The following is a 24,794-nucleotide window of genomic DNA, read 5'->3' as shown; positions in this document are numbered from 1 at the left end:
ATCCCCCTCCGCGGGCGATGGCGATCCGTCGCAAGCTGACCTCTCGACAAGTATAGCATCCGCAGCCCCCCCTTTTGACCCCCCTCGGATTGCGGTCGGCTCCGGCCGCGGGACATTGAAATAAACAGAGAAGCGGTAGGCATTTACGTGGGTGCAAAGGATGGTTGCCCTGGTAACTTTGTCCCCCCTCGACACACCGGCGGACGTGACCCGCGGGTCATTTCACGTCTGGCTTCGTGTGAACGGCCACTGACGTGCCCGCGCGCTCCACACCAGGAAGATCCCAGCACCGGCCGCGATCACGAGCAAACCGAGGAGCGCTTCCTGCTTGTACCAGGGATTCGCGATCTGCCCGACGAGCTTCGATCCAAAGATAAACATCCAGCCGGCGAAGGCGATCCAGCACGGCAAGGGATAGAGCCACATGCGAAAGGGCATCGCGCGCTGGGAATGCGTCCGTCGATAGTGCATCAGTCCCGCATTCTGTCCGACGAACTGCACGAGGATACGGCAGGCAAGGATGGCGTTGATCACGTCTTCGAGCGTCCACAGGCTGGCGAGCATGGTGATGACTCCCACCACCAGCAGCGATCGATCCGGGAATTTCTGCTTCGGGTGTAAGTGATCGAAGTAGGAAAAGAACGTTCCGTCGCGCGCGGCAGCGTACGGAATCCGCGAGTAGCCCAGGAACATGGCGAAGATCGACGCGAAGGCCGTGAGCGCGACGAACAGCGTGATCAGGCAGGCGGCGCCTGGTCCATAGAGTTTCTCGACGAACGTCGTCGCGACGGTGTCGCCTACTTCCTGCCAGGGAATAACGCCGATGAAGCTGATGTTCATCGTCATGTAGATCACGGCCACGGCCACGACCGAGATCATGATCGATCGTGGAATGTTCTTTTCCGGATGCTGCACCTCGTCGCCGATGTAGCAAACGTCGTAATACCCCAGGTAGTCGTACATGGCGATTCCCATCGCCGTCCCCAGTCCGAACAGGAACTTGCCGTCCACGTGAAAGGCATTTTCGGGAAACGGAACGATCAGGTTCTTGTCGAAGTGCATCAAGCCGCTGACGATCATGAACAGCACGGTGCCGAGCATGGCGAGCCATAGAAACAGCGTCAGGCGCCCGATGGCGGTGATGCGGCGATAGAGGAGCATGACCGCCACTGCCGAGACGCCGAAGGCGATCGCCCGTTCGGCGATGGCTTTGCTGCTCCAGGCCTCGGGCACGCCGGCCTCGATCGCGGCGGCCGACTCTTCGTCGCTGCCGAGCGCATCGTCATTCGGACGAGCCCCTTCGACCCAGCCGAAGTGGACCAGCGGATAGGCGGCGTACTTGCTCAGGCCGATGGCGCCACTGGCGATTTCCAACGGCCCGCTGAGCAGGAACTGCCAGATGAACATGAAGGCCATGAAGCGACCCCACCGCTCGCGGCCGAAGCACTCGCGGAGATACAAGTAGCTACCGCCGGAGCCAGGCATGGCCGCCGACAGCTCGCTCCATACCATGCCGTCGCAGATGGCCAGAAGGACGCCGACGATCCAACCGAGAATGGCCTGCGGGCCTCCCATCGCCCCCAGGATGAGATTCATCGTGATGAACGGCCCGATGCCGATCATGTTCGACATGTTCAAGGCCGTGGCCTTGGCCAGACCAAAATCGCGAATCAGCTCGTCATGGGGCGCGTCGGCACTGGTCGGCAAGTGATCCATGAAGTGATTCGGCGCCGATGCCTGTCGACGATCAAAGGGAGGGATCGAACCAACGTCGAATTCGCGGGGCGCATGCGCGAGTCTTTGACAGTAACGCCCCCTCGTCGCGGTCGCAACCCTGTCAGGTCGTGCCAAGCGCCCGCAGTATCCCGATGCGTTACGGCCCAGCGACGTTGGCCGTCTCCGGCATCGGACGCAGAAACGGCGTAATGCGCTCCAAGGTGCGCGGGCCGATGCCGCGCACGCGGCGCAGCTCCTGGTGATCGGCGAAAGGGCCTTCCTGCTCGCGCGATTCGACGATCCGCCGCGCCAACGCCTCGCCGATGCCGGGCAACTGCGAGAGCTCGGGCCAGGCCGCGGAATTTATATCGACCTGGAACTGTGCCGTGCGCGCCGGGAGCCGTTCGAACTCGACCAGCCGGCCCCTCAGCCCTCCCTGGCCGGCCCACCACAGACCCATCGCCACGAGCGCCACGGCCACCAGCCCGGCTACGACGGCCTGATCAGCGCGGCGCAACAGCCAACGCGGCTCCGGAGGTTTGGCGCGAGGCGACATAGGCAGGCGATTCAACCGTGGCGATTCTCACACACATTTAGCCGCCGAGCTTGCTCGGCGCTGGGCAGCTATCGCGGCGCGCCGGCGGCGATGTCGCGCGCGTAACCATATTTTTCAATATAACCACGCCACCGCTGAGAAATAGCTTCGCGCAGCTCCGGAGCCAGGTCGCGGTACTTGTTCGTTTCGTAACCCTTGGTCGAGGCTACGTAGTCCTGCAAGGCCGGCAGCACCTGGTCGAACCCTCCCAGGCCCAGCTTTTCGTAGACTTCCTTGATGCCGGCCACCGGATCGGCCACCAGCGTCTCGTAGCGCAGCTCGCAGAAATTGCCCTGGGGAATCAATTCGCGATCGATCTCGAACCGTTCGTACATGCGCGTGAGATTCGCCAGCACGTATTCTTCCAATCCTTCGAAGCGCGCCTTCTGCATTCCTTGGGTCGAATAGAGCGTTTTCCACAGGTGCACGGTCGAGGGAAAGATCACGAACGGATCGCGCACGATGTGAACGAACTTCGCGTCCGGGAACATCTCCAGCAGCACCTTCACCCGGCCGGTATGTGGCGGCGATTTCAAGACGATGCGCTGCGGCGTCTTGGTGCGCACGTTGATGTACTGCAAGAAGCGGCGAAAGACGCGCTTCCAGCGCTCGACGTCGGCGCGGGGGACGTGCTCGAGCGTCCAATACTCCTGATCCTGCGGCGGCTCGTTGGGAAAGGCGATCGTCAGGTACGGAGATGGTAAGCCCAGGTTGCACAGCGCGAATTCGTCTTCCTGCGGACGCTGCCAGCCGGCGGCCATGTTATCCATGGGCCGTCGCGTGGGCACCATGTATGCCAGCAGCTTGGTCCCCAGCGATTCGGTGATCACGAAGTGATTCGGCGCGAAGCACTCATAGGTCGTCGGGTACGTGTGCCGCTTGTCGAGCACCAACAGCTCGTGCAAGAGCGTCGTGCCCGAGCGCCAATGCCCCAGGATGAACAATGGCTGGTACTCGAACTTCTCCTTGATCCACCAATTCACCAGGATCCACTGCCACGCGCGGTAAGCCGAGTGAAACAGGCTGAATGCGGTGACCATCGGCAGCATGTACCACCACTGCCAGCCCAGGCGAAAGCGGTTCTTGATGAGCAGCCGGGTCCAAGCCGGAAAGTTCATCCCGTCCCAGAACATCGGCATCCAGTCGCGCGCTTTGGCGGGCTTCTTAGGCGGCTGGGGATCGCTGGCAGGGGATTGCGTCATGAGATATCGCTGACGAGCACGCTGGATCGCCGTCCGGGCTGGGGGGCGACCGGCCCCTAGCAAGTCGATGTGTCCAAGAACACGGACGGCACGGGCCCTATCGTAACGTTCCAGAGCGAGAACCAGCAAGGACCGTGCCGGCCATCGTGGGGCGGTAACCTTCTTGGAGGCAGATAGTTGCGAATTCCAAGGCATGCGTCACGCGCGCTCCTTCACGCTTGCCGGCGATTGTTAAATCGCCCTGGACACTCCCCGGGCTTTTGTCTAATGTCCCCCCCTCACTTCTACCGTTTTTGCGTTTCTTTCTATCCCTGCGACCGCGGGACAAATCCGTGTCACCTGGATCACCTCCAGGCGTGGGCACCGATCGTGTGCTTGCGCGCCTCACGACGCTGGTCTTGCCGGCTGGCCTGATGGCCAGCTTGCTGGTGATCCTCGTTCCCATGCCAGCGGCACTGATGGATTTGCTGCTGTCGGCCAATATCGCGGTCGCCGTCGTCCTGTTGCTTACGACGGTCTACGTGCGATCGCCGCTGGAGTTCAGCGTCTTTCCTTCGCTCCTCTTGGCCACCACCCTCGGCCGGCTGGTTTTGAACATCGCCACCACGCGCCTGATTCTGACGCGCGCCGACGTCGACGGCCTGGATGCCGCCGGCGGCGTCGTGCGCACCTTCGGCGAGTTCGTGGCCGGCGACCGCCTGGTGGTCGGGCTGATCATCTTCTTGATCATCATCGTCATCCAGTTCGTCGTCATCACCAAGGGAGCCGCGCGCATCAGCGAAGTGGCCGCCCGCTTTGCCCTCGACGGCATGCCCGGAAGACAGATGGCCATCGATGCCGATCTGAACGCGGGCGTGATCGACCAAAAGCAAGCCCAGCGGCGCCGCGCGGACGTCACGCGCCAGGCCGATTTCTTCGGCGCCATGGATGGTGCCAGCAAGTTCGTTCGCGGCGACGCGATCGCCGGCATCGTTATCATTCTGGTCAACATCGTGGGCGGTTTGTTCGTCGGCGTGGTCGAATCGGGCATGAACCTGGCCAATGCCGCGTCGATCTTCACGCGGCTGACGATCGGCGACGGCCTGGTTACGCAGGTGCCCGCCCTTTTGATTTCCTTGGCCGCGGCGCTGTTGGTGACGCGCTCCAGCGAAGAGACCGATCTGCCGGCGCAATTCGTGCGGCAACTGTTCTCGCGCCCCGAAGTGCTGTTGGTTACCGCCGGCTTTCTGGCCCTGTTGACGTTCACGAGCTTGCCGCTGGTGCCGCTCTTGGCCATCGCGGGCGGGGCCGCCGCGCTGTCGGTCGTCTTGTCACGCCGTCATCGCGAAGCCGAGGCCGCTCTGGCGCAGCAAGCCACGGAAGCCAAGAAAACCGAGCCACGCGTCGAGCAGTACCTGGCCATCGATCCCTTGGAGATCGAAATCGGCATCGGCTTGATCCGCCTGGCCGACACCAAGCGCGGCGGCGACCTGCTCGCGCGCGTGCAACAAATTCGCCAGCGCATCGCCGCGGAAATCGGCATCGTGCTGCCAAAAGTCCGCATTCGCGACAACACCCGTTTGGAACAGAACGAATACCGCATCAAGATTGCCGACATCGCCGTGGCCGAAGGATTCGTCCGTCCCGGGCTGTTGGCGGCAATCGAAACTTCGGCCGTCGTCGAGCCGATCGCCGACGCGTCGCACGTAGCCGCCTTCGATCGTCCCGGCATTTGGATTCCGACCAGCGAGCGCCGCGAAGCGGAATCGCACGGCTACGAAGTACACGAGCCGACACACGCTATCGCCACGCATCTGGCCGAAGTCGTGCGCGAGCACGCCGAAGAGCTGCTCACCCGCGATGCGACCCGCCATTTGCTCGATGAATTACGGGCAAGTTCGCCCGCCGTTGTCGACGAACTGGTGCCGGACGTCATGAAGCTGGCGGAAGTGCAGCAAGTATTGCGACTGCTGTTGCGCGAAAGCGTGCCGATCCGACAGTTGGGCCTGATCCTCGAAGCGCTCGGCGATCATGCACCGCAGGACCGGGATCCGCTCGTGCTGGCCGAGCATGCCCGGCAGCGGCTCGCTCGCGCGATCTCGACCCGCTATCGCGACCGCGAGCAGTGTCTGCACGTACTGACGCTGGATGCCACGTGGGAAGAGCGCATTCGCGCCGCCAGCGAGCAGGGCGAAGCCGGGCTGGCCGTAAAACTGCCGCCGCAAGTCGTCGAGCAACTCTGCCAGCAGATTGCCGAGCAAGCGGACATTCTCAAGAGCGAACACCGAACGCCAATACTCCTCGTGAGCGCCGGTATCCGCGCCGTGGTCAAGCAGGTTACGGCGGCCCGATTACCGAAGCTCGTCGTGTTGAGTTTCCAGGAGATCACGTCCGACACGCGCGTCGAATGCGTCGCGGTCGTTGCCGATAGCGTGGTGGGCGCAGCGGCATAACGAGACATGGATAGCCGAGCCATTCTTCAAGAAAAAACGAGTTCGTGGCAGGTCAAGGAATGAGCATGGAAATCAGGACTTATCGTGCCAGTTCGATGCAGGAAGCATTGCGGCTCGTCCGCAGCGATCTAGGGCCCGGCGCCGCCGTGCTGCATACGCGGGAAGCGCCGCTGGGCCGGCTGCTGCGATGGCTGCCGGGCGTGCGAAGGATCGAGGTCACGGCGTCGAACGACGTCGTCGTGCCGCACCGGTATCCCGCGCCAGCGGATACAAGCGACGACGCGCCCGCGCCGCACAACCACGCCGAGCCTAATGCCGCTCCGACGGGAGACCTGGCGCGCAAGATCAACGAATTGCAGGCGATGGTCGAAGACCTGTGCCGGCGCAGCCGCGGCCCCTCGACGCCGGAGCTGCCCGAATCGCTCTTTGGCCTGTATGCCGAGCTGATCGATTGTGAAATGCCTGAGGACGTGGCGCGCGACCTGATGGAGCGCGTACGGAGTGAAGCGCTGCCGCACGAGCTGGGCGATGCCGCCGCGCTGCGGACGCGCGTCGTGCAAATCATCGAACGCGAAATCGCGGTGCAGCCGCCGATTGCGCTCGCCCCGGGTCGCTGCCGCGTGGTGGCCTTGGTCGGGCCGACCGGCGTCGGCAAGACGACGACCATCGCCAAACTGGCCGCCAATTTCCGGTTGCGCGAAAAATGGAACGTCGGCCTGATCACGGTCGACACGTACAGGATCGCGGCGGTCGAGCAGCTGCGCACCTACGCCGACATCATCGACCTGCCGATGCAAGTAGTGAGCACGCCCCGTGAGATGCGCGAGGCCGTGGATCGCATGGCACATCTCGACCTGGTGCTGCTCGACACGGCAGGCCGCAGCCCGCGCGACGAAGTCAAGATTCGCGAGCTGCGGGCGCTGTTGTCCGAAGCGCGGGCCGATGAAGTCCACCTGGTTCTGTCCAGTGCCGCCAGCGGCGCGAACCTGATCAACACCGCCGATCGCTTTGCCGCCGCCGGCACCACCTCCCTGATTCTGACCAAGCTGGACGAGGCCAGCGGACTGGGGCACTTACTGCCGGCCTTGCGCAGCGCGCGGTTGCCCTTGAGTTATCTGACCAACGGACAGAACGTACCGGACGACATCGAAACGGCTCAGCCGCGTCGCGTCGCGCAGGTCGTGCTGAATGTCGCTGCCCGTTCTTAAAAGTACATCGTTTACCGGTTCTGCGTGGATCGAAACCATGTCTGATCAAGCCTTTCGCCTGCGAACACTCATGCACGAGGGAGCGCGCCGCAGTCATGCGAGCGCGCACGCTGCGCCCGTCATGCTGGCCGTGGCAGGGGGCAAGGGGGGCGTCGGCGCCACGACGCTGGCGGTGAATTTGGGAGTTGCCCTGGCCCAGGACGGCCGGCGCGTCCTGTTGGTCGACGCCGACGCCGAGCGGGCCGACGTCGCGGCGCAGTGCGGACTGTCCGATTGCCCGACGATCGCCGACGTCTTGTCCGGCCTGCGCTCTCTGCACGAAGCCATTCAGCGCGGTCCGTCCGGGCTGCAAGTCCTGCCCGGTCGCTGGCGCGCGCAGGCTTCGGTCGAATGGACTTCGCGGAATCAGGAATCGTTACTGGACGGTTTGCGCGGCCTGGGCCAGCACACCGACGTCGTGCTGTTGGACGTCGGCGCGAGCATCAACCCGGTTTCACGGACCTTCTGGCGTGCCGTCGACGAGGTTTTGCTCGTGACTTCGGCCGACAGCGTGGCGGTCATGGATGCTTATGCCACGGTCAAGGCGCATGCCACCGAAAAACGCGTCCTGCGGGTCGCCACGATCATCAATCAAGCGGCCGATTTGCACGCGGCCCAAGACGCGCATACACGCTTGCAACGTGCGTGCCGGCGTTTCCTGGGCGTCGAAACACGCGTGTTGGGATCGATCCCCTTCGACGCTGCCATCCGGGATACGGCGGCGGCGCAACCCTTTGTGGTGCAGGCACCCCGCTCGGCGGCCGCCGACGAGCTATCACGTATCGCCGGCCGCGCGCTCACGTCCGCGGCTCGATCGTTCGCACCGGCGGAGGGCACGCGAGAGTTGCAGACCGCAGCGGCGATGTCCGCACGATGAGACGTCACTCGCTGCGGCCAGAGCTGGCTCAGCGCGAGAAAGCAATACACCGATGCGAATTCATTCAACTCACACGAACCGAACTGCCGATATCAGGACCGAGTTTCGCTTTATTCCGCTTAGTCAATCTGGAAAGGCTGCTGGAACTCTAACGGCGCGATCGCGGGAACGCTTTCGCCCGAGTGGCGGACAATTTCCACCGATCGCCGTCCGAGTTCAAACGCTTACCCCAAGCAGGCGGGACACAAATCGCACGGAAGCGATTGTCTCGCCGGCCGCGAAGAGCGCGGGCTGAAACGCATTGAGCGCCACGCACCGCCAGCGGATTAAGGCTCAAAACAATTCGTACACGCTGCCGGCTGATTCACGGAGGATGGCATGGTAACGACGATGGCTGCCGAAGAGGTGACCCAGATCTGGGAGGCTTTCAAGGCAGATCCCAATAATCAGGACCTGCGCAATCGCCTGGTCGAAATGTACCTGCCGCTCGTGAAATACAACGGCGAGCGCATCTGGTCCCGACTGCCCGAAGGGGTCGAACTCGACGACCTGGTATCGGCGGGCGTCTTCGGCCTGATGGACGCGATCGACGCCTTCGACCTGACGCGCGGCGTGAAATTCGAGACCTACTGCGTGCCCCGGATTCGCGGCGCCATGCTCGACGAGCTGCGCACGATGGACTGGGTGCCCCGCCTGGTGCGCTCGAAGGCCAGCAAGCTCAACGAAGGGATCAAGACGCTGGAAACGAAACTCGGCCGCCAGCCGTCCGAAGCCGAACTTTCGGAGCACATGGGCATCAGCGTCGCCGAACTCGAAAAGATGATGCTCGACGCCAGCGCCGTCAATCTGATCAGTCTGAACAAGAAATGGTACGAGACCGACAGCTACAAGGATGTCCGCGAAATCGACATTCTCGAAGACAAGAAGGGGGAAGACCCCACGCGCCGCATCCAGAAAAACGACCTGATGCGACTGGTCACCAAGGGCCTGAATCGCAACGAGCGGTTGATCATCATCCTCTACTACTACGAGGAGCTGACGATGAAGGAGATCGGCGCCACGCTCGATCTCTCGGAAAGCCGCGTCAGCCAGATGCACAGCTCGATCGTGCAGCGGCTGCAAAGCCAGCTCGAGCGGCGCCGCCCCGAGTTCAGCACGTAGTCCGCGCGGCGAACTGCCAACTACCCAACAATATTCAAGGACGGCCGGAACTCCGGCCGTCTTTTTTATTTCAGTCGCTTTATTTCAGCAGCGTGCTGAAGTACGCGAGAACGACGAACACCGCCGCCCCCAGGGCGACCGCGGCCACCGTGACCCGGTCGTTGAGGTACTCGACCGTTTCCGGCGGTTCCGTCTCGCGCCCGTGGCCAAAATCGTGGCCGCACCAGGCACAACGCCGGTAGTATTCCGGCTCGAACGGTTCGTCGCACGTCTGGCAGATCACCAGGCCTGGCACGTCGTCCGCAGCGCGCAGGCCGGTACGATCGCCGGCCGGAAACGTGGCGCTGGCCGTGTTGCAATAGGGACAGACCGTCATCCGGGGCTTGCCGCACTCAGGGCACAGAACAATCACGCGCTCGGCGGGGGCCACGTCTTCGTCGGCAACCGGGCCGGCGCGCCGCGCTACGGCCGTGCTGCTCGCGTCTTCCGACTCGCGACTGATGACCGCCAGCGCGCCGAACGCCTCGCGCCGGAAGTCCGCCACGACCTGGTGCGCGTCCTCGGCATCAGCCTCGGCGACCACCACGCGCGGCATGATGGCCCCGGCGGGCAAGTCGCCAGCGGCCTGCCCCAGGAATTCATTTTCGACGAACGATTCGATGCCGGCTTCGGCCAGCCGATTGTGTACCAGGCTGGCCAACGTCGGCCGCGCATCGGCAAACACCACGACCTGTCGCTCGTTATGGCTCATGCACGAATTGTAGATTCAGAACTCGTTGTAAGAGAAGATGTCAACGTGGGTGCTCGGAACTGCAAGGTCTGTAGCCGGGGCTATAACCCCAGACTTTGTAGGGTGCCCTGTGGGCACCATAACCCGAGAACTTTCGTTCGTGGTGCGCATAGCGCACCCTACAGTCCCCCGCCTCGCAGATCGCAGAGGCCGGGGACAGAAACCTAGCGCCGATCTTCAACGTCGCAGTTCTCTTGCGCGGGCGCCGATGCTCATCGCATCGCCTTCCTACAGCCGCTCCGGCTCGCGCACGGTGCGTTCGCTTTCGACATTGCCGGTGTTCAGCGTCGAGGCGGGTTCAAAGAGCAGAACGTGCGCCTCGGTTTCGGCCACCGGGCGATGTTCGACGCCGCGCGGCACCACCAGCAGCTCCCCCTCTTCGACCCACTCCGCATGGTCGCGGAAATCCATCCGAAAGCGTCCGCGAACGACAAGAAACAGCTCGTCCTCGTCGGCATGGTGGTGCCAATCGAATTCCCCCAGCAGCTTCACGAGCTTGACGTGCTGCCCGTTCAGCTCGGCAATGATCCGCGGGCTCCAATGCTCGGCGAACAGCGCGAGCTTGTCTTTCAGGTTTACCTTGCGAGGGCTGTTGCTCATCACCGATGAAACCCCATAGCGACTCGCGCGCCCGATCGAGAAGATCTGTCGGGCCGAGCGCTACTCCAGCCCAGCGCGAATTTCCAGAATCTCGAATTTCATCGTCCCGCGCGGAACCTGGATCTCGACCTTGTCGCCCACCTTGTGTCCGACCAGGCCTTGGGCCAGGGGGCTCGTGATCTGGATCTTACCGTTGTCATAGTCTTCGTCACCGGCGCCGACGAGCGTGAACTCTTCGGTGTCGCCGAAGTCGAGGTCTTTGACGACCACCGTCGAGCCGAACACCACTTCGTCCTTGGGGAGCGTGGCCGGGTCGACGATGCGCGACCGACTCAGCTTGTCGCGCAGCAAGTTGATCTTGGCCTGCATCATCGCCTGCGATTCGCGGGCGCCGTGGTATTCGGCGTTTTCGCTCAGATCACCTTCGCTGCGCGCGGCGGCGATTCGCTGGGCGATCTTCGGCATTTCCACCTGTTCCATGTGCTCGAGTTCGGCTTTGAGCTTGTCGTAGCCGCCGCGGCTCATGGGGATGACGTCAGACATGTCTCTTCACTCCCAAGGCGAAAAAAATGCGGCCCCCGTTTGGGAGGCCGCACGACGATTGGTCATTTTGTCGGGCCGTAACAGCCGTGTAAAGTGGTGTTTCGAGGCACTCGAGCCGACCTTGCTAAAGTGACAGTCAGGCGACCAGCGCCGCGGAATGAACGGGCGGCGATTCGTCACTGCCGGCGACCGAGACGCTGTTTGAAAAATGCCTGACGAACGCTCCCGCAAGTGTGCCACTGGTAGCTTGTCTACCAGTCTTTTATCGAGACTTCCTCACTGGTGGGCGAGCCACCAGCGGCACCCGACCACGGTTTTGAAACGGCGAATAGCGGCCTGAATTCCGCTCGGATCACTTCCGCGGCAAGCCGCACTCCTCGCCCGCACCGCGATCAAACCCGCACCGCGATCAAAATCGCCGGATATCAGCCAGCCCCGCCCGGCGAACGATCCTCGGGCAGGTAGAGCAATCGCCCACACGAGCCCTGGCAGAAAACGATGCGTCCCATGAGCAAGTTGTTGTTCATGTTTTGCGTGATCTGCTGGTAGCAGCCGGTGCAGCAGCCATTTTCGACCTGGGCCATGGCGTCCGAACCCTTGCTCTTCACGATGCGGTAATAGGCTTCGCGAAAGTCGTCGGGCAGCACGGCCTCGGCGGCCTTCAACTCCGCCTCCAGGCGGCGGACGTCCTCGGCCAGACTGTCGTGCTGATTCGCGACTTGCTGCTTGATCTTGGCAAGCTCTTCTTTCCCCTTGGCGACCTTCTGCTCGGCCTCGCCAACGCCGCCGGCGACCTCGTCGATCTTTTCCATCGCTTCCAGGATCTCGTCGGCCAGGACGCTGTTGGCCATCTGGTCGGCAGCGATCTGGTCGCGCAGCGCCTGATATTCGCGGTTGCTGCTGGCCTGGTTGAGCTTGGTCTTGAGGTCGGCGATTTTACCTTCCCCGGTTTTGAGGAGCAGTTGCTTCTGGTCGACCGTCACCCGCGCCGCCTTGGCGTTGGCTTTGACCTGGTTCAATTCGCCTTCCAGTCGAGCGACATTCGCCTCGCGGGCCTTGATCTGCTTGGGACCGCGTTCCAAGCGGTCGCGCAGGTCGCCCAGTTGCTGATGAATCCGATGCAGGTCGCGCAGCACGTTGGTCGTGGCGGGCATGGGGCGTTGGTTCCCGTCCTTTTCAAGATTTGCCTGATTCATAAATGAAAAAACCGCTGGCCTTGCGGCCAGCGGTTGTGCCTTTCGGTATCAACTCGCGATCCCCTCGAGGAATCCTTCGAGCTGTTTGCTCCGCACCGGGTGCTGCAGCTTGCGAACGGCTTTGGCCTCGATTTGTCGCACACGTTCTCTCGTCACTTTGAAGATCCGCCCTACCTCTTCCAAAGTATAGGTGTAACCGTCGCCAAGTCCATATCGTAGCCGGATGATCTCCCGCTCGCGATAGGTGAGCGTCTTCAGCAAATTCTCGATACGGTCGCGGAGCATGCTCTGCGCGGCCGTCGAGAGCGGGCTTTGCGAGGCATTATCCTCGATGAACTCCCCAAATGAGCTATCCTCGCTCTCGCCCACCGGCCGGTCGAGGCTGATCGGATGCCGGCCGATGTTCAGCACGCGACGTGTCTCCTCGACACTAATGTCGGCGGCGTGGGCGGTCTCCTCGGTCGTCGGCTCGCGTCCCAGTTCCTGCACCAGCCGCTTCGACACGTTACGCAGCCGGCTGAGAACGTCGATCATGTGGACCGGGATGCGGATCGTGCGGGCCTGGTCGGCGATGGCGCGGGTGATCGCCTGCCGAATCCACCAGGTGGCGTAGGTCGAGAACTTGTAGCCGCGGCGATACTCGTACTTGTCGACGGCCCGCATCAGCCCCGTGTTACCTTCCTGGATCAGGTCCAGGAAGCTCAAGCCGCGGTTGCGGTACTTCTTGGCGATCGACACGACCAACCGCAGGTTGCCGCCCGACAGCTCGCGCTTGGCATTCTCGTAGTCGCGGAACTGCTCGCGCATCAGCTCGCAGCGCTTCCGCAGGCTGGCGGGGCTTTCCAGCGTGATGAGCATCAGGTCGCGCAGCTCCTTGCGGAGGTTGGCCCGCTCGTCCTTGGCCGCGCCCAGGGCGCCGGCGGCGTCGATCCGGGCGATCCGCGCCTGCAGCTCGGTCATGCGATGCGCGATCTCGGCCAACTGCTTGAGTAGCGGCTGCACGCGGCGCGTCCGCAGGCTCAATTCCTCGACCAGCGTCAACGCCTTGTGCCGGCGCGACAGGAAGCGGCGGCGGGCCGCGATCCGCTCCTCGCGCGACGCCTTGCGGCTGATCACGACGCGGAAATCGCGGCGATTCTCTTCCAGCAGGTGGTTCAGGGTCTTCAGGTTGTGCGGCATACGGGCCATGATCTGCTCTTTGGTCAATCGCTCGGTGAGCGAGACCTTGATCGTGCGATCAAAGGGCAAACTGCCGTCGTGGACGCTCGCCAGCGTGTTGATCGTGGCCTGCATGGCGTAATCGCAAGCCAGCACGGTGCGGCGGAAGCGCTTGCGCGTGACCTCGATCTTCTTGGCCAGCGAGATTTCCTGATCGCGCGTCAACAGCGGGATTTCGGCCATCTGCGTCAGATACATCCGCACCGGATCTTCGTTCCAGCGCGAACTATCGTCCAGCAGAATGCGCGGCGGCTCCTTGGCCGGCGCCTCGTCCTCGAAACGCAAAGAAACTTCCACCGCGCCGTTGGCCGTTACCTCGGCCGGCTCGCCCGCGTCCAGCTCGGGCGGCTCGTTGTAAAGAGAAATGCCCAGGTCGTCCAAGGCGACCAGCAGGCTGTCGAGCTTGTCGGGATTGACGGCCTCGTCGGGCAGATACTCGTTGACCTGATCGTAGGTCAGATAGCCTTGCGCCTTGCCCAGCGCTACCAATTCTTCGAGGTCGATATCGGAATGATCCACTGACATCCTCCCGCGCGTCGCAGCGCGCGTCTCGGACAACGATTATGATCTCGGCCGCGAGGTCCAAGCAAGGGTCATGATTGGCCACCTCGCGCTTCGATCAATCGGCAGGGCATCCTCTACCCATCCGTGGGCACGGAAATACCTTGCCGACTCCGCTCACGCTCACAGATCTGTCGCAGAATCTCCGCTTCTGCTTGTTCGTCCACTCGTCGCTCCGCCAGCGCAGACATCCCTCGGCGCTGTTCGATTTGGTCAGCCCGATGGCGATGCGCCGCCAACAGCTGCTCGAGTTCTGCAGCGATCTCCGTCCCCCCCTTCGCACGCCCGCGCTCGTCGAGATCGACGATCAGACTTTTCAGCTCGGGCTCGTCAAACTGTACGAGCAGGTGGTCGAATAAAGATGGGCTCGCGCCACACCACTCGTAGCTGCATGTCAGAATCGCGCGGGCCGACGCCGAAGTCAACTGTTCCGTCAAAATTTCTTCGCGCATTCTCGGCAGGAGCTCGGGCGCGACGATCGCAATCTCCAGCAAACGGCGTTCCCACGGATCGAGGACCGCCGCTGCGACTGCTTCGTTCCCGGCGGCGGCTCGCTTCGGCTGTCGCGCGGTCTGTCGCAACGACGTCAGGCGGGCTCGTACCCGTTCTTCCGAAATACCGAACTTCGCCGCCAGCCGGTTCAGAATTTGCTCTTCCTTCAGCCGCGCGGCGCCGGCGGACGCGGCCGCCAGACGGGGAGCCTTGGCCAGCGTGCCCAACACCTCTTCCAGGGCCTGATTCGCTTCGTGGACGCCGCTTTCGGCCGAAATCGACTCGGTGGCCGTGCGAAATCTGTGCTCCAGCGCATCGGCCGCCCCGGCCAGCAAGGCTTCGAAGGCCGCGCGCCCCCGGGCCAGAAGGAAATCGCACGGATCCAATTCGTCGGGCAGCGTCAGCACGCGCAAATCAATCGGCTCGGCGATAAACATCTCGAGCAACTGGTTCGTCCGGTCGCGGCCCGCCTTGTCGCCGTCGAGGACCAGCACGATGCGGTCGGCGTAACGCCGCAGCAGTTGCACGTGCCGCTCGCCGAAGGCCGTTCCCAAGGCCGCCACGGCATTCGCAATGCCGAACTGCTGCGCCATCAAGCAATCGGTATACCCCTCCATCACGATCGCCGTCTTTTGCTTCGTGATCGCCTCGCGAGCGACATCAAGGCCATAGAGCAGGCTGCTCTTGGTGAAGAGCGGCGTCTCGCGCGAGTTGAGATATTTGGCCGGCGGGGTCTGTTCCCCCTCGACGGGGATGACGCGTCCGCCGAATCCGACCGGACGGCTTTGCGTATCGCGGATCGAAAACAGAACCCGCCCGCGAAACGTGTCCCAATGCCCCGGGCCGTTGGCGCGCCGACGGATCAAGTCGACCGCTTCCAGGATTTGCGGCGTGAAGCGCGTCCCCCGGGCTTGAGTGACAATCCACTCCCAGTCATACGGCGCGAATCCCAAGTGGAAGCGGCGCACGCTCTCGTCCGACAGCCCACGCTGGGCCAGGTAGTCACGGGCCCCGGCGGCGGCCGGCGCTTTGAGCAAGAACTGGTGGTACAGTTCCTCGGCCCAGGCCATGGCCTGGTGCAGAAGTTTCTTATCGTCCGTGGGCCGCCCCGAGCTGGCCGTGCGCACCAGCGGAATTCCCGCGCGCTCGGCGAGCATGGCCAGCGCCTCGGGGAACTCGACTTTCTCCATCCGCATGACGAAGCTGAAGACGTCGCCGCCGACGTCACAAACCCAGCATTTCCACGATTGCCGCTCGGCATTCACTTGCAGGCTGGGGCGCGAATCGTCGTGCCACGGGCAGAGCGCCTTGTAACCGCGCCCTTCGCGGCGCAACTGCACATAGCTGCCGACCAGGTCGACGATGTCGATCGACCGTTTGATCTGCTCTTTGATCTCGAACGACGATCCAGCAGACACGGCAACTCCGCGGCCTGGCGGCCTGGCAATCCGTTACACGCGCGTCGTTGGCGAATACGCCTGGCGGCGCACGCCGCGGCGCGCGAACGGTCAACAAGAAGCGCGGGAGATCAACAGCTGCAAAAAACACGACGACAGGCACGTGTGGGTCAAGCGCTGTCGCCGAAAAACGTTCACGGACAATCCGCTTTGGGTCAAAAGCGGGCGGGATTATAGCCCTGCAAAAAATAGGGGTCAAGCTAAGCCTGGATTGGACTTCGGACACAAAAATCGCATGCCAAATCGCGCGCTCTTCGCGGACATTTCTCGGCGCTTGGTCCCACTATTCGCCGCGCGATCCTGGTGCTATCACGGCCCCGATCGGGTGCGAGCAAACTGCCGACAAGTTGTTAACGCCGGTTGTCAGCCTCCCTTGGTATCTCGCTTGTTACCGACGCTTCGCGATCCGAAGTGCGGAAGGCTACCGTCCCCGCATGCGCGGTCGCACGGGCCTGCGCCCTACCTTTGCCTCGATCGTTTGTCGTTCGCCTTTTCGCCAGATCACCAGCTTTGCCGTCGAGCCGATTTCCGTGCCCGCCACGGCCCTCGCCAGATCCGTGGGGTCGATGACTCGCCGATCATTCCATTCGAGAATCACGTCCCCCTCTTGAATGCCAGCCGCATCGGCGGGGGAACCCGGCGCGACTTCCGCGACGAGTGCCCCCTGGTCACTCTGTAGTCCCAAGCCTTGCACCAGCTTCGGATTCAAATCCTGAAAGCCGACGCCCAGGTAGCCGCGCTCGACGTGGCCGTTCTTGATGATTTGATCAAAGCTGTTCCGCGCCACTTCGCTGGGGATGGCGAAGCTGATGCCCTGGTACGAACGCCCCACGATCGCGGTCGTCACGCCGACGACTTCGCCGAACATATTTACGAGCGGCCCGCCGCTGTTACCCGGATTCACCGCGGCGTCAGTCTGGAGGAAGTCTTGATAGGTGCTCGAGGGCGCGATTTTGCGCCGCTGCGTGGCGCTGACGATCCCCGAGGTCACCGTGCGATCGAGTCCGTAAGGGTTGCCGACCGCCAGCACCCAATCGCCGACGTCCAAGGCGTTGCTGTCGCCCCACGAGGCCACGGACAAATCACTGGCGTTGATTTTCAACACCGCCAGATCCGTCAGCTCGTCATCGCCCACCAGTGTTACATCCTCGATCATGCGGCCGTCGGCCAGGTTGACGCGAATCGCGGTGGCCCCTTCGACGACGTGCCGATTCGTCACGATGTGCCCGTCCGCGTCGATAATGAAGCCCGACCCCTGCCCTTGCGTGACCGGGGGACCGTGTCCGGGAATGCGCAGCACGATTTCGTCCGGCCGGCTGCCGGGCAATTGCTCGACATCGATGTGTACGACGCACGGCTCGACCTTGCGCGCCACCAGGTTGAAGACGTGCGAAGTGTCGGCCAGCGAAACCAGGCCCGCCTTATCCTTCAGCTTGTCTAATTCCTCGCTGGCCGTGTCGGCCCGCGCCCGCAGCTTGCCGCGCGTGGAGGCGTACTGGATGCGCTCGACCAGGAACGGGGCGGTCGTCACCACGACCAGCATCGCTAGCAAGAAGAAGAGCGCCAGCGGTCGTCGCGGTGGAGGCGGCGCCGGTGGTGGTGGCCGCGTATAGTCGAATTCCTGCATCGCCACGGAAGCTCCAGCAATGGTGCCGCAAAACTTTGGGTCGCTGTCGTGATTATAGATGCTGCGCGCTAACGGAACAGCTAACGGCAACGCGCTTCTTGCGCGCCGCGCTTGTTGCTGCTCAGGCGCCCTGTTAGAGTGCAATAGAGATAGAGACGGACTTTCCTTCACCCTTCAGACCGTGTCGTGACGCATGGTCGCAGGCTCTCACCGCGCCGCGGTCGCTCGCGCGCCGCGCCACTTTCCCCCGGCCGCTTACGCGGATTCCGCCGGCTTGATCGGCGTCGGCGGTGAACTTTCGACCGATTGGCTGCTCGACGCATACCAGCACGGCATTTTTCCCTGGCCGCTTACGGATGGGTTGCTCGCCTGGTGGTCTCCTGACCCACGGGCCGTGATCGAATTCGCCGACTTTCGTCCGTCGCGCCGCTTGCTGCGCACGTATCGCAGCGGGCGATTCGACGTGACGGTCGATCGCGACTTTCGCGGTGTCATCACTGGCTGCGCCACGGCGCAAAAGCGCGCCGACAGTACCTGGATCACTCCCGAGATGCTACAGGCGTATGTAACGTTGCACGAGGAAGGCCACGCTCATAGCATCGAAGCCTGGAAGGAGGGTCGGCTGGCCGGCGGGGTGTACGGCGTGGCACTGGCGGGCTATTTCGCGGCCGAGTCGATGTTCTACCAGGTGCCCGACGCCTCGAAGGTCGCACTGGTCGCGCTGGTGGAACGTTTACGCGAGCGCGGCTTCGAACTGCTCGACATCCAGCAGTTGACGCCGCATACGACACGCTTCGGCGCAAGCACCATTCCCCGCGAGGAGTTCTTGAGCCGACTGGCGAGCGCGCTTGCTGCGCCGGTGAAATGGAACGGCGAAGAAGTGCGGAGTGATGAACGCTGAGTGATGAGCGAAAATACGGCTGCGAGCGGCAACGCCTGTCTCTTCGTCTTCTTCCGCTCATCACTCATCACTCATCACTTAGCGCTCAGCGCTTCTCACCTTCCGCCCGACGTCGCTGCGGCGGATTTCTCGACGCGCCGCAGGCCGCTGGCCAGCCAGCCGCGCTCGTTCGAGTTGCGACACTTGGCCAACAGCGCCTTGAGCGCCGCGGCCCGGGCTTGGGTCGCGGCAGTGCTATTTGGCTCGGCCGCAAGTGCGGCGCCGGCCAGGCGCAATCCTTGCACGTGCTCGCCCGCCTCGACCATTTCCATCGCTCGCTTGGCGACGGGCCCTGCACCGCCGGCCATGCGTACCAATTCCACGTCGGCCTTTTGCGGCGCTTCGGCATACATCGTGGCCGGATCGCCGTCGAACCAGCCGACGTAGCCTTCGTAGATGCCGCGCACGCTCCACGAAACTTTCCCGTAGGCGTCCCCCACATCCAAATCGGCCGGCAGGACAATCTCGCGCATGAGCGTATAAACGTCCTTGCCGTCGTTCATGCCTTTGACCGTCGCGTCGTGTACGTATTGAATGGCGTCGCGGTAGCGGGTTACGGCCGTCGCGACCTTCTCAGCGCCGACGATCGGATTGCCGTGGCTCGGCAATAAGATTTCCGGCTGCAAGGCCAGCACTTTGTTCAGCGAATCGATGTAATCCAGCGCCCACCGCGGTCGGCAGCCTCGCAACGTATACATATTCGGAAACGAGGCGTAGAAGTTGTCGCCGACGAAGGCCGCCTTGTATTGCGGCAGCCAGACCGTCAGGTGGTCGTACGTTTCGCCGGGCGTGTGCAGAAGCTCGAACTTCGTGCCCCCCAGCTCGAATTCATGTTTCTCGTCGAAGAGTATCGTGGGCTCGATGCGTGCCGGGCGATTTCGCGCGGCTTCGCGAGCCCGCTCTTCGTCGAAGCCGAATTGCGCGGCGTTGCGCCGCGCGAAGAATTCACCGAAGCGGTCCTGGTATTGCCGCATCTCGACAAACTGCCGCTGCGCGATCACTTGCGTGTCAGGCTGCTTCCACAGGCCGGCGCCGCTCGTGTGATCCTCGTGGGCGTGCGTGAAGATGATGTACCGCGTGGGCGCCTTGCTGACTTCCGTGAGCACCTGGTGATGCCGCCTGGCCATATCGGGTAGCGACGTGTCGATAATCACGTTCCCTTCGTCCGTCAGCACCATGAAGGTGTTGCCAAAGCCCGACGCCAGGTAGATTTTCTCGTGAACTTTTTCAGCCGGGCGGTTGGCCGCGCCCAAGACGCCGTCAAACTGGGCATGACTTTCGTTCGTCACAAGCGTGATGGTCGCCAGTATCGCCAAGTGCGTCAGGGTACAGCGAAGCGGCACGACGACTTTCTTGCAGTTACTGTTCATGGCTCTAGTTTCCGGCAAAATATGTCATGGGGCGGCGAATTCCGTTCTGCACGCGGCGTCTACCCCGACAGGATTCTTCTGCAACGGAATGACTGCTCCGCGGAGCGCTCACTCCTCAATATTCGAGCATAGACCATCAACGTTCCGCCTGACAATTCTGGTTTCGTAACCCTGGCCCGATGGCCCCGCCCGTGGCCGCGTTGCCGGCCACTTCGCGTCGCACGACATTAAACCCCGACATGGTCTTTTCCGGATCGATTTCCGCGCCGCATTCCGGGATCGTCAACATCGACAAGCCCGCCGGCAAGACCTCGCGCGAGGTGGTGGACGTGGTCAAGCGCCTGGTGCGGCCCGCGCGCACGGGGCACGCGGGCACGCTCGACCCGCTGGCCACCGGCGTGCTGGTGGTGTGCGTCGGCGCGGCGACGCGACTGATCGAATACGTGCAGCGCGCGCCGAAGCGGTATCGAGCCACATTCTTGCTCGGCCGCGCAAGCCCCACCGAGGATATCGAAGGCGAAGTCACGATCCTCCCCGACCCACCGCGCCCCGAGCGCGCCGAAATCGTGGCCGCCGCCGCGCGGCTGACCGGCGCGATCATGCAACGGCCGCCGGCGTTCTCTGCCTTGCGCGTCGGCGGTAGGCGTTCGTACGATCTGGCGCGCGCGGGTCGCGCGGTCGAACTGGCGCCACGTCCCATCACGATCCACGCGATCGAAGTATTGGAATACGAATACCCGCAACTCGTGCTCGACATCCGCTGCGGATCGGGCACGTACATTCGCTCGCTGGGACGCGACCTGGCCGAATCATTGGGCACGGCCGCCGTGATGGCGGGGCTGGCGCGCACCGAGATCGGCCCGTTCCACCAGAACGAGGCCTGGCGTTGCGAAGCGCTTGTGTCCGCAGATTGCCACGCCTGGCTGCGCCCGATGCGCGACGCCGTGCGCAACTTGCCGGCCGTTACGCTTACCGCCGAGCAGATCGACATGATCGGCCATGGGCGGTTCTTGGATCTCGCCGACGTGAGCGATGCTCGTGGATCGGAACTGGCCGCTCTCGATGCACACGGCGAACTGGTAGCGATTCTGCGCGAGCGCGCGCCGGGGCAGTATGGACCAAGGCTGAATCTTCTACCCCGCGCTTGAACGGCGGCACGCATGGACAAGCCACCCGTGGCACCCCCGTGATCTGCTTCGCTTGGTGTGCCGTGCTTTTTCGCCTGTGGCGAATAAGCGTGCACCTCGCCTGCGTTCGACTCGACGCGAGAAAACTTTGGCCAGCCGTCATAAACGGACCATCGTTCGCGTGCTGGCATGACTTCCTGCGTTGCGCGGCCGTAGCCGCCGCGCCACTCGGCGCTACAGTGACTAAAGAGCGGTCGCGCGAGCGCCTGTCCTGACGATTCTGCCTGCGCGGCCGAACTTTCCCGCCCTACGCTTCAGGCAATTCAATCCGCCACGAGAAATGACCCTCGCGACAAGCGCCAAAACCGGTCGATCTAATCCGACAGACCCGATTGCCGCGCGGCCCACGGGCCACGCGAGGTTCCACAGGACGATTGACGGGCATGGATGCGCCCACGAAGACGCCGCTGCGCCACGCGCATGGCGTCAGTCTCTCACCCGAGACTTTTGGTCGCACATGTCTGAAAACCGTAATCTCAAGCGCGACATGCTCGCGCTCGCCCTGGTCGCCTTGGCCGTGTTCCTGGGCCTGTCGCTCGCGACGTACGATCCGGCCGATCCACCGGCGAGGCTCACGTTCCCGCCGCAGACCGAAACGCACAACGTGTGCGGGCCGCTCGGAGCGCGGGCGTCACACTTGCTTTTAGAAACGCTCGGGCTGGGTGCTTACTATTTGTCGATCTCGCTCGGCGCCGTGGCCTTCCTGCTGCTCGCGCGGCGACCGCTCGATGCGGCGTGGATGCGCGGCATGGGCTGGTTGATTTCTCTGGCCGGGTTGACGACCTTGCTTGCCATGGCCGTCCCCTGGCTATCGCCGGGGCCCGTCGCCGGTTCCGGCGGATACTTGGGCGCCGTCGGCCGGACGGTTCTGCAAACGCACCTGGCCACCGCCGGCGCTTACGTGGTCGTCCTCAGCGTGCTGCTCTGCGGCTTGCTCTTGTGCAGTGATTACCTGGTCTTTCGGGCCTCGGCCCTGGTGCTGGGCGTGCCGGCTCGCGCTGCGGGGCGCGGGCTGTCGCGCGTCCGCGGTGCCATGGCTCAGAGCAGTAGCGAAAGCAAGCCTGCCGCGCCGCGCACCGACCTCGACGATGCCGAGGCCGAAACGCGCGACCTGGCCGTCGTGAAGATCCGCGGCAAGGCTATCGACAAGTTGGCCGCGCCGGAGGCCGCCGCCGAGGAAGACGAAGTCGTTGCCGATGACGCCGCCGCGGAACAACCCGAAACCGATGAGGCCGAGGGCGAAGAGGAAGAACCGGCCGCCGGCGCGCTGCGCATCAAGCCACCGGTCAAACGCGGCGAACGGCAGGAAGTCATGGCCGCGCTCGACGCGGCGGCACGCACCGAGGACAACCGTCCGTACGAGCTGCCGTCGATCGAAATGCTGGTCGAAGGCGAGCCCATCCATTTCGAAGAGCACGAGAAGGACGTCCGCCGCAAGGCCAAGATCCTGGAAAAGACCTTCCTCGACTTCGGCTTCAACGTCAAAGTCGTCGAGATCGAAACGGGGCCGGTCATCGCCCAGTTCGAAATCGAGCTGGAAGCCGGTCTAAGGCTCAGCAAGATCACGGGCCTGGCCGAAGACCTGGCCATCGCCCTGCGCGTCCCCAGCGTGCGCATCGTGGCCCCCATCCCCGGCAAAAACACCGTCGGTATCGAAGTGCCGAATGCCGAGCGGCAGATCGTACGTCTGCGCGAAGTGATCGAAGAGGCCAACGGCAAGGCCAGCAAGATGCGCATCCCCATCTACCTGGGCAAGGACGTCGCCGGCAATCCGCTGGTGGTCGACCTGACCACGCTGCCGCACTTGCTCATCGCCGGGCGGACGGGCACCGGCAAAAGCGTGTGCCTGAACACGTTGATCGTGTCGATGCTCATGACGCGCCGTCCGGACGAGGTGCGCATGCTCTTGATCGATCCCAAGATGGTCGAAATGAGCAGCTACAAAACGCTGCCGCACTTGATGCACCCGGTGGTCACCGACATGCGCAAGGCCGAGGCGATCCTGGCCTGGGCCGTCGACAAGATGGAAGAGCGGTACGCCCTCTTGGCCCGCGCGGGTGTCCGGCACATCTCGGGCTACAACCAGCTCGGCGAGGAAGAGCTCATGGAGCGGTTGCAGCCGGAGAACGACGAAGAGCGCAAGAACATTCCCACGCACTTGCCGTACATCGTGATCGTGGCCGACGAGATGGCCGACCTGATGATGACGGCCGCCAAGGAAGTCGAAACGCACATCATTCGCCTGGCGCAAAAGAGCCGTGCCGTCGGTATCCATCTGGTGCTGGCCACGCAGAAACCGACCGTCGACGTCATCACCGGCCTGATCAAATCGAACTTGCCGGCCCGCATCGCGTTTCAGGTCGCCAGCCGCACGGACAGCCGCGTGGTGCTCGACGAGATGGGGGCCGACAAGCTATTGGGCAACGGCGACTTGTTGTTCCTGTGGCCGGGCACGAGCACGCTGCTTCGCGGCCAAGGAACGTACGTCGGCGACGACGAGATCAACAAGATCGTCGAATTCGTCGGCACCAACGAGCCCGAGTTCGTCAAGGAGCTGGTGCAGCTCAAGCCAGCGGCGCCGACCGAGTCCGAGGGGGCCGCCGAACCGCGCCATCGCGACGAAATGTACGATGCCGCGATCGAAATCGTCATTCGCGAAGGGCGCGGCAGCGTGTCGCTCTTGCAGCGCTCGCTGGGAATCGGCTACGGCCGCGCCGCCCGCTTGATCGACTTCATGGCCGAAGACGGCGTCGTCGGCACGTACAACGGCTCGCAAGCCCGCGAAGTGCTGATCACGATCGACCAGTGGCACGCGATGAACGGCGCTGCGGACGCGGTACCCGAGCCCCCCAAGCCGCGCCGCAACAAGATCCTGCCCGACCCCTCGGAAGATGACGAGCCAGCCCCGCCATTGCCGACCGGGCGAGCCCGGCACTCGGTGATCATGAACGTCGAGCATGCCGACGTCGACGAAGACGAGGAGCTAGACGACTCGATCGATGCGGACGAAGGCGAGGATGAATACGAAGAAGACGCCGCTGATCAACTCGCCGACGAGCAAGAGGACGAGCTCAATGACGAATTCGAAGACGAAGCAAGCGACGAGGCGGACGACGACGACAGCGACGAAGCACATGATTCCGACGAAGAGCTTGCCGACGAAGTAGCCGACGAATCGGACGAAGAAGAATCAAACTCCGACACGATCGCCGCCGAGGATGAGCACCCTGGCGTGCCGCCACCGAAGCATCCCACCGTGCGCCGCTTCAGAACCGAAAGCGCGTAACCCCTCTCCCTTCGGGAGAACAGGGCAGCGCCTAATGAAGCCCCCTCTCCCTTCGGAGAATAGGGCAGCGCCTGATGAAACCCCCTCTCCCTTCGGGAGAGGGCCGGGGTGAGGGGTGAAACGCGCGGCGATCCAATCAGGTCGCTAATCACCGCGGGCCAAAACGGTGAGTCTGCTTTCAACAAGACTCTTGCGCGAAGTCGAAGTCGCGCGGTGCTGCACGCGTCACGTGCCCTAGCCCCTCCCTGACCGGGAGGGGAATTTCCGCGGCCGACGCATCCCACCGTGCGCCGCTTC

Annotated in this window: 18 protein-coding genes; 7 read left to right on the top strand and 11 right to left on the bottom strand. The window is 63.4% G+C overall.

The genetic code is table 11. The annotated features are described in order from the left end of the window. Positions 1-222: 222 nt before the first annotated feature. The 3 genes from VHD36_15685 to VHD36_15675 all read right to left on the bottom strand — a co-directional run bounded on the left by VHD36_15685 (position 223) and on the right by VHD36_15675 (position 3,513). On the bottom strand, positions 223-1,716 hold the full coding sequence (locus VHD36_15685; protein HVU88763.1) for an APC family permease: 1,494 nt from the start codon (positions 1,714-1,716) through the stop codon (positions 223-225). 157 nt (positions 1,717-1,873) lie between these two features. Next, entirely contained in the window at positions 1,874-2,272 is a 399-nt protein-coding gene (locus VHD36_15680; protein HVU88762.1) for a helix-hairpin-helix domain-containing protein, read from the bottom strand. A 68-nt stretch (positions 2,273-2,340) separates the two neighbouring features. After that, a complete protein-coding gene (locus VHD36_15675; GenBank protein HVU88761.1) occupies positions 2,341-3,513 on the bottom strand; it encodes a sulfotransferase in 1,173 nt (390 codons plus the stop codon). A 356-nt stretch (positions 3,514-3,869) separates the two neighbouring features. Here VHD36_15675 and VHD36_15670 point away from each other — a divergent pair, with 356 nt between their 5' ends. The 4 genes from VHD36_15670 to VHD36_15655 all read left to right on the top strand — a co-directional run bounded on the left by VHD36_15670 (position 3,870) and on the right by VHD36_15655 (position 9,230). After that, the gene (locus VHD36_15670; protein ID HVU88760.1) at positions 3,870-5,945 is read left to right on the top strand and encodes a flagellar biosynthesis protein FlhA; all 2,076 of its coding nucleotides are present in this window, start codon (positions 3,870-3,872) and stop codon (positions 5,943-5,945) included. 65 nt (positions 5,946-6,010) lie between these two features. Continuing rightward, positions 6,011-7,153 carry a flagellar biosynthesis protein FlhF gene (flhF, locus tag VHD36_15665; protein ID HVU88759.1) on the top strand — a complete coding sequence of 381 codons (1,143 nt, stop codon included), beginning with the start codon at positions 6,011-6,013 and terminating at the stop codon, positions 7,151-7,153. A gap of 37 nt (positions 7,154-7,190) precedes the next feature. Next, positions 7,191-8,069: an AAA family ATPase gene (locus VHD36_15660; GenBank protein HVU88758.1), complete on the top strand. Its 879-nt coding sequence runs from the start codon at positions 7,191-7,193 to the stop codon at positions 8,067-8,069. 378 nt (positions 8,070-8,447) lie between these two features. Beyond that, complete coding sequence (locus VHD36_15655; protein ID HVU88757.1) at positions 8,448-9,230, top strand: FliA/WhiG family RNA polymerase sigma factor; 783 nt, start codon at positions 8,448-8,450, stop codon at positions 9,228-9,230. Positions 9,231-9,309: 79 nt separating this feature from the next. Here VHD36_15655 and VHD36_15650 read toward each other — a convergent pair whose 3' ends face one another. The 7 genes from VHD36_15650 to VHD36_15620 all read right to left on the bottom strand — a co-directional run bounded on the left by VHD36_15650 (position 9,310) and on the right by VHD36_15620 (position 17,714). Next, the gene (locus VHD36_15650) at positions 9,310-9,981 is read right to left on the bottom strand and encodes a DUF2007 domain-containing protein (GenBank protein HVU88756.1); all 672 of its coding nucleotides are present in this window, start codon (positions 9,979-9,981) and stop codon (positions 9,310-9,312) included. 267 nt (positions 9,982-10,248) lie between these two features. After that, positions 10,249-10,620, bottom strand: a complete 372-nt coding sequence (locus VHD36_15645; GenBank protein HVU88755.1) for a cupin domain-containing protein — start codon at positions 10,618-10,620, stop codon at positions 10,249-10,251. Between the two features lie 60 nt (positions 10,621-10,680). Next, positions 10,681-11,163 (bottom strand): transcription elongation factor GreA, encoded by a 483-nt coding sequence (gene greA / locus VHD36_15640; protein ID HVU88754.1) that lies wholly within the window; start codon positions 11,161-11,163, stop codon positions 10,681-10,683. Positions 11,164-11,588: 425 nt separating this feature from the next. Further along, positions 11,589-12,317: a phospholipase gene (locus tag VHD36_15635; protein HVU88753.1), complete on the bottom strand. Its 729-nt coding sequence runs from the start codon at positions 12,315-12,317 to the stop codon at positions 11,589-11,591. Between the two features lie 90 nt (positions 12,318-12,407). Continuing rightward, positions 12,408-14,096 (bottom strand): RNA polymerase sigma factor RpoD, encoded by a 1,689-nt coding sequence (rpoD, locus tag VHD36_15630; GenBank protein ID HVU88752.1) that lies wholly within the window; start codon positions 14,094-14,096, stop codon positions 12,408-12,410. A 119-nt stretch (positions 14,097-14,215) separates the two neighbouring features. Next, positions 14,216-16,048, bottom strand: a complete 1,833-nt coding sequence (gene dnaG, locus VHD36_15625) for a DNA primase (protein HVU88751.1) — start codon at positions 16,046-16,048, stop codon at positions 14,216-14,218. Between the two features lie 460 nt (positions 16,049-16,508). Further along, a complete protein-coding gene (locus VHD36_15620) occupies positions 16,509-17,714 on the bottom strand; it encodes a trypsin-like peptidase domain-containing protein (protein ID HVU88750.1) in 1,206 nt (401 codons plus the stop codon). A 193-nt stretch (positions 17,715-17,907) separates the two neighbouring features. Between VHD36_15620 and aat the strand changes: the two genes are divergently transcribed. Continuing rightward, complete coding sequence (aat, locus tag VHD36_15615; protein ID HVU88749.1) at positions 17,908-18,615, top strand: leucyl/phenylalanyl-tRNA--protein transferase; 708 nt, start codon at positions 17,908-17,910, stop codon at positions 18,613-18,615. A gap of 95 nt (positions 18,616-18,710) precedes the next feature. Here the strand turns inward: aat and VHD36_15610 are convergent, their stop codons facing one another. After that, positions 18,711-20,024: an alkyl sulfatase dimerization domain-containing protein gene (locus VHD36_15610; GenBank protein ID HVU88748.1), complete on the bottom strand. Its 1,314-nt coding sequence runs from the start codon at positions 20,022-20,024 to the stop codon at positions 18,711-18,713. Between the two features lie 179 nt (positions 20,025-20,203). On the opposite strand from VHD36_15610, the gene truB reads away from it, so the two are divergent. Continuing rightward, the gene (gene truB, locus VHD36_15605; GenBank protein HVU88747.1) at positions 20,204-21,172 is read left to right on the top strand and encodes a tRNA pseudouridine(55) synthase TruB; all 969 of its coding nucleotides are present in this window, start codon (positions 20,204-20,206) and stop codon (positions 21,170-21,172) included. A 496-nt stretch (positions 21,173-21,668) separates the two neighbouring features. Further along, a complete protein-coding gene (locus VHD36_15600; protein ID HVU88746.1) occupies positions 21,669-24,497 on the top strand; it encodes a DNA translocase FtsK in 2,829 nt (942 codons plus the stop codon). Positions 24,498-24,794 lie beyond the last annotated feature (297 nt).

It is taken from the genome of Pirellulales bacterium, from assembly GCA_035546535.1.
Taxonomy (GTDB): Bacteria; Planctomycetota; Planctomycetia; order Pirellulales; family JACPPG01; genus JACPPG01.
Note: the sequence above shows the minus strand (reverse complement) of the source record. Positions and strands in the feature narration are given on the sequence as shown.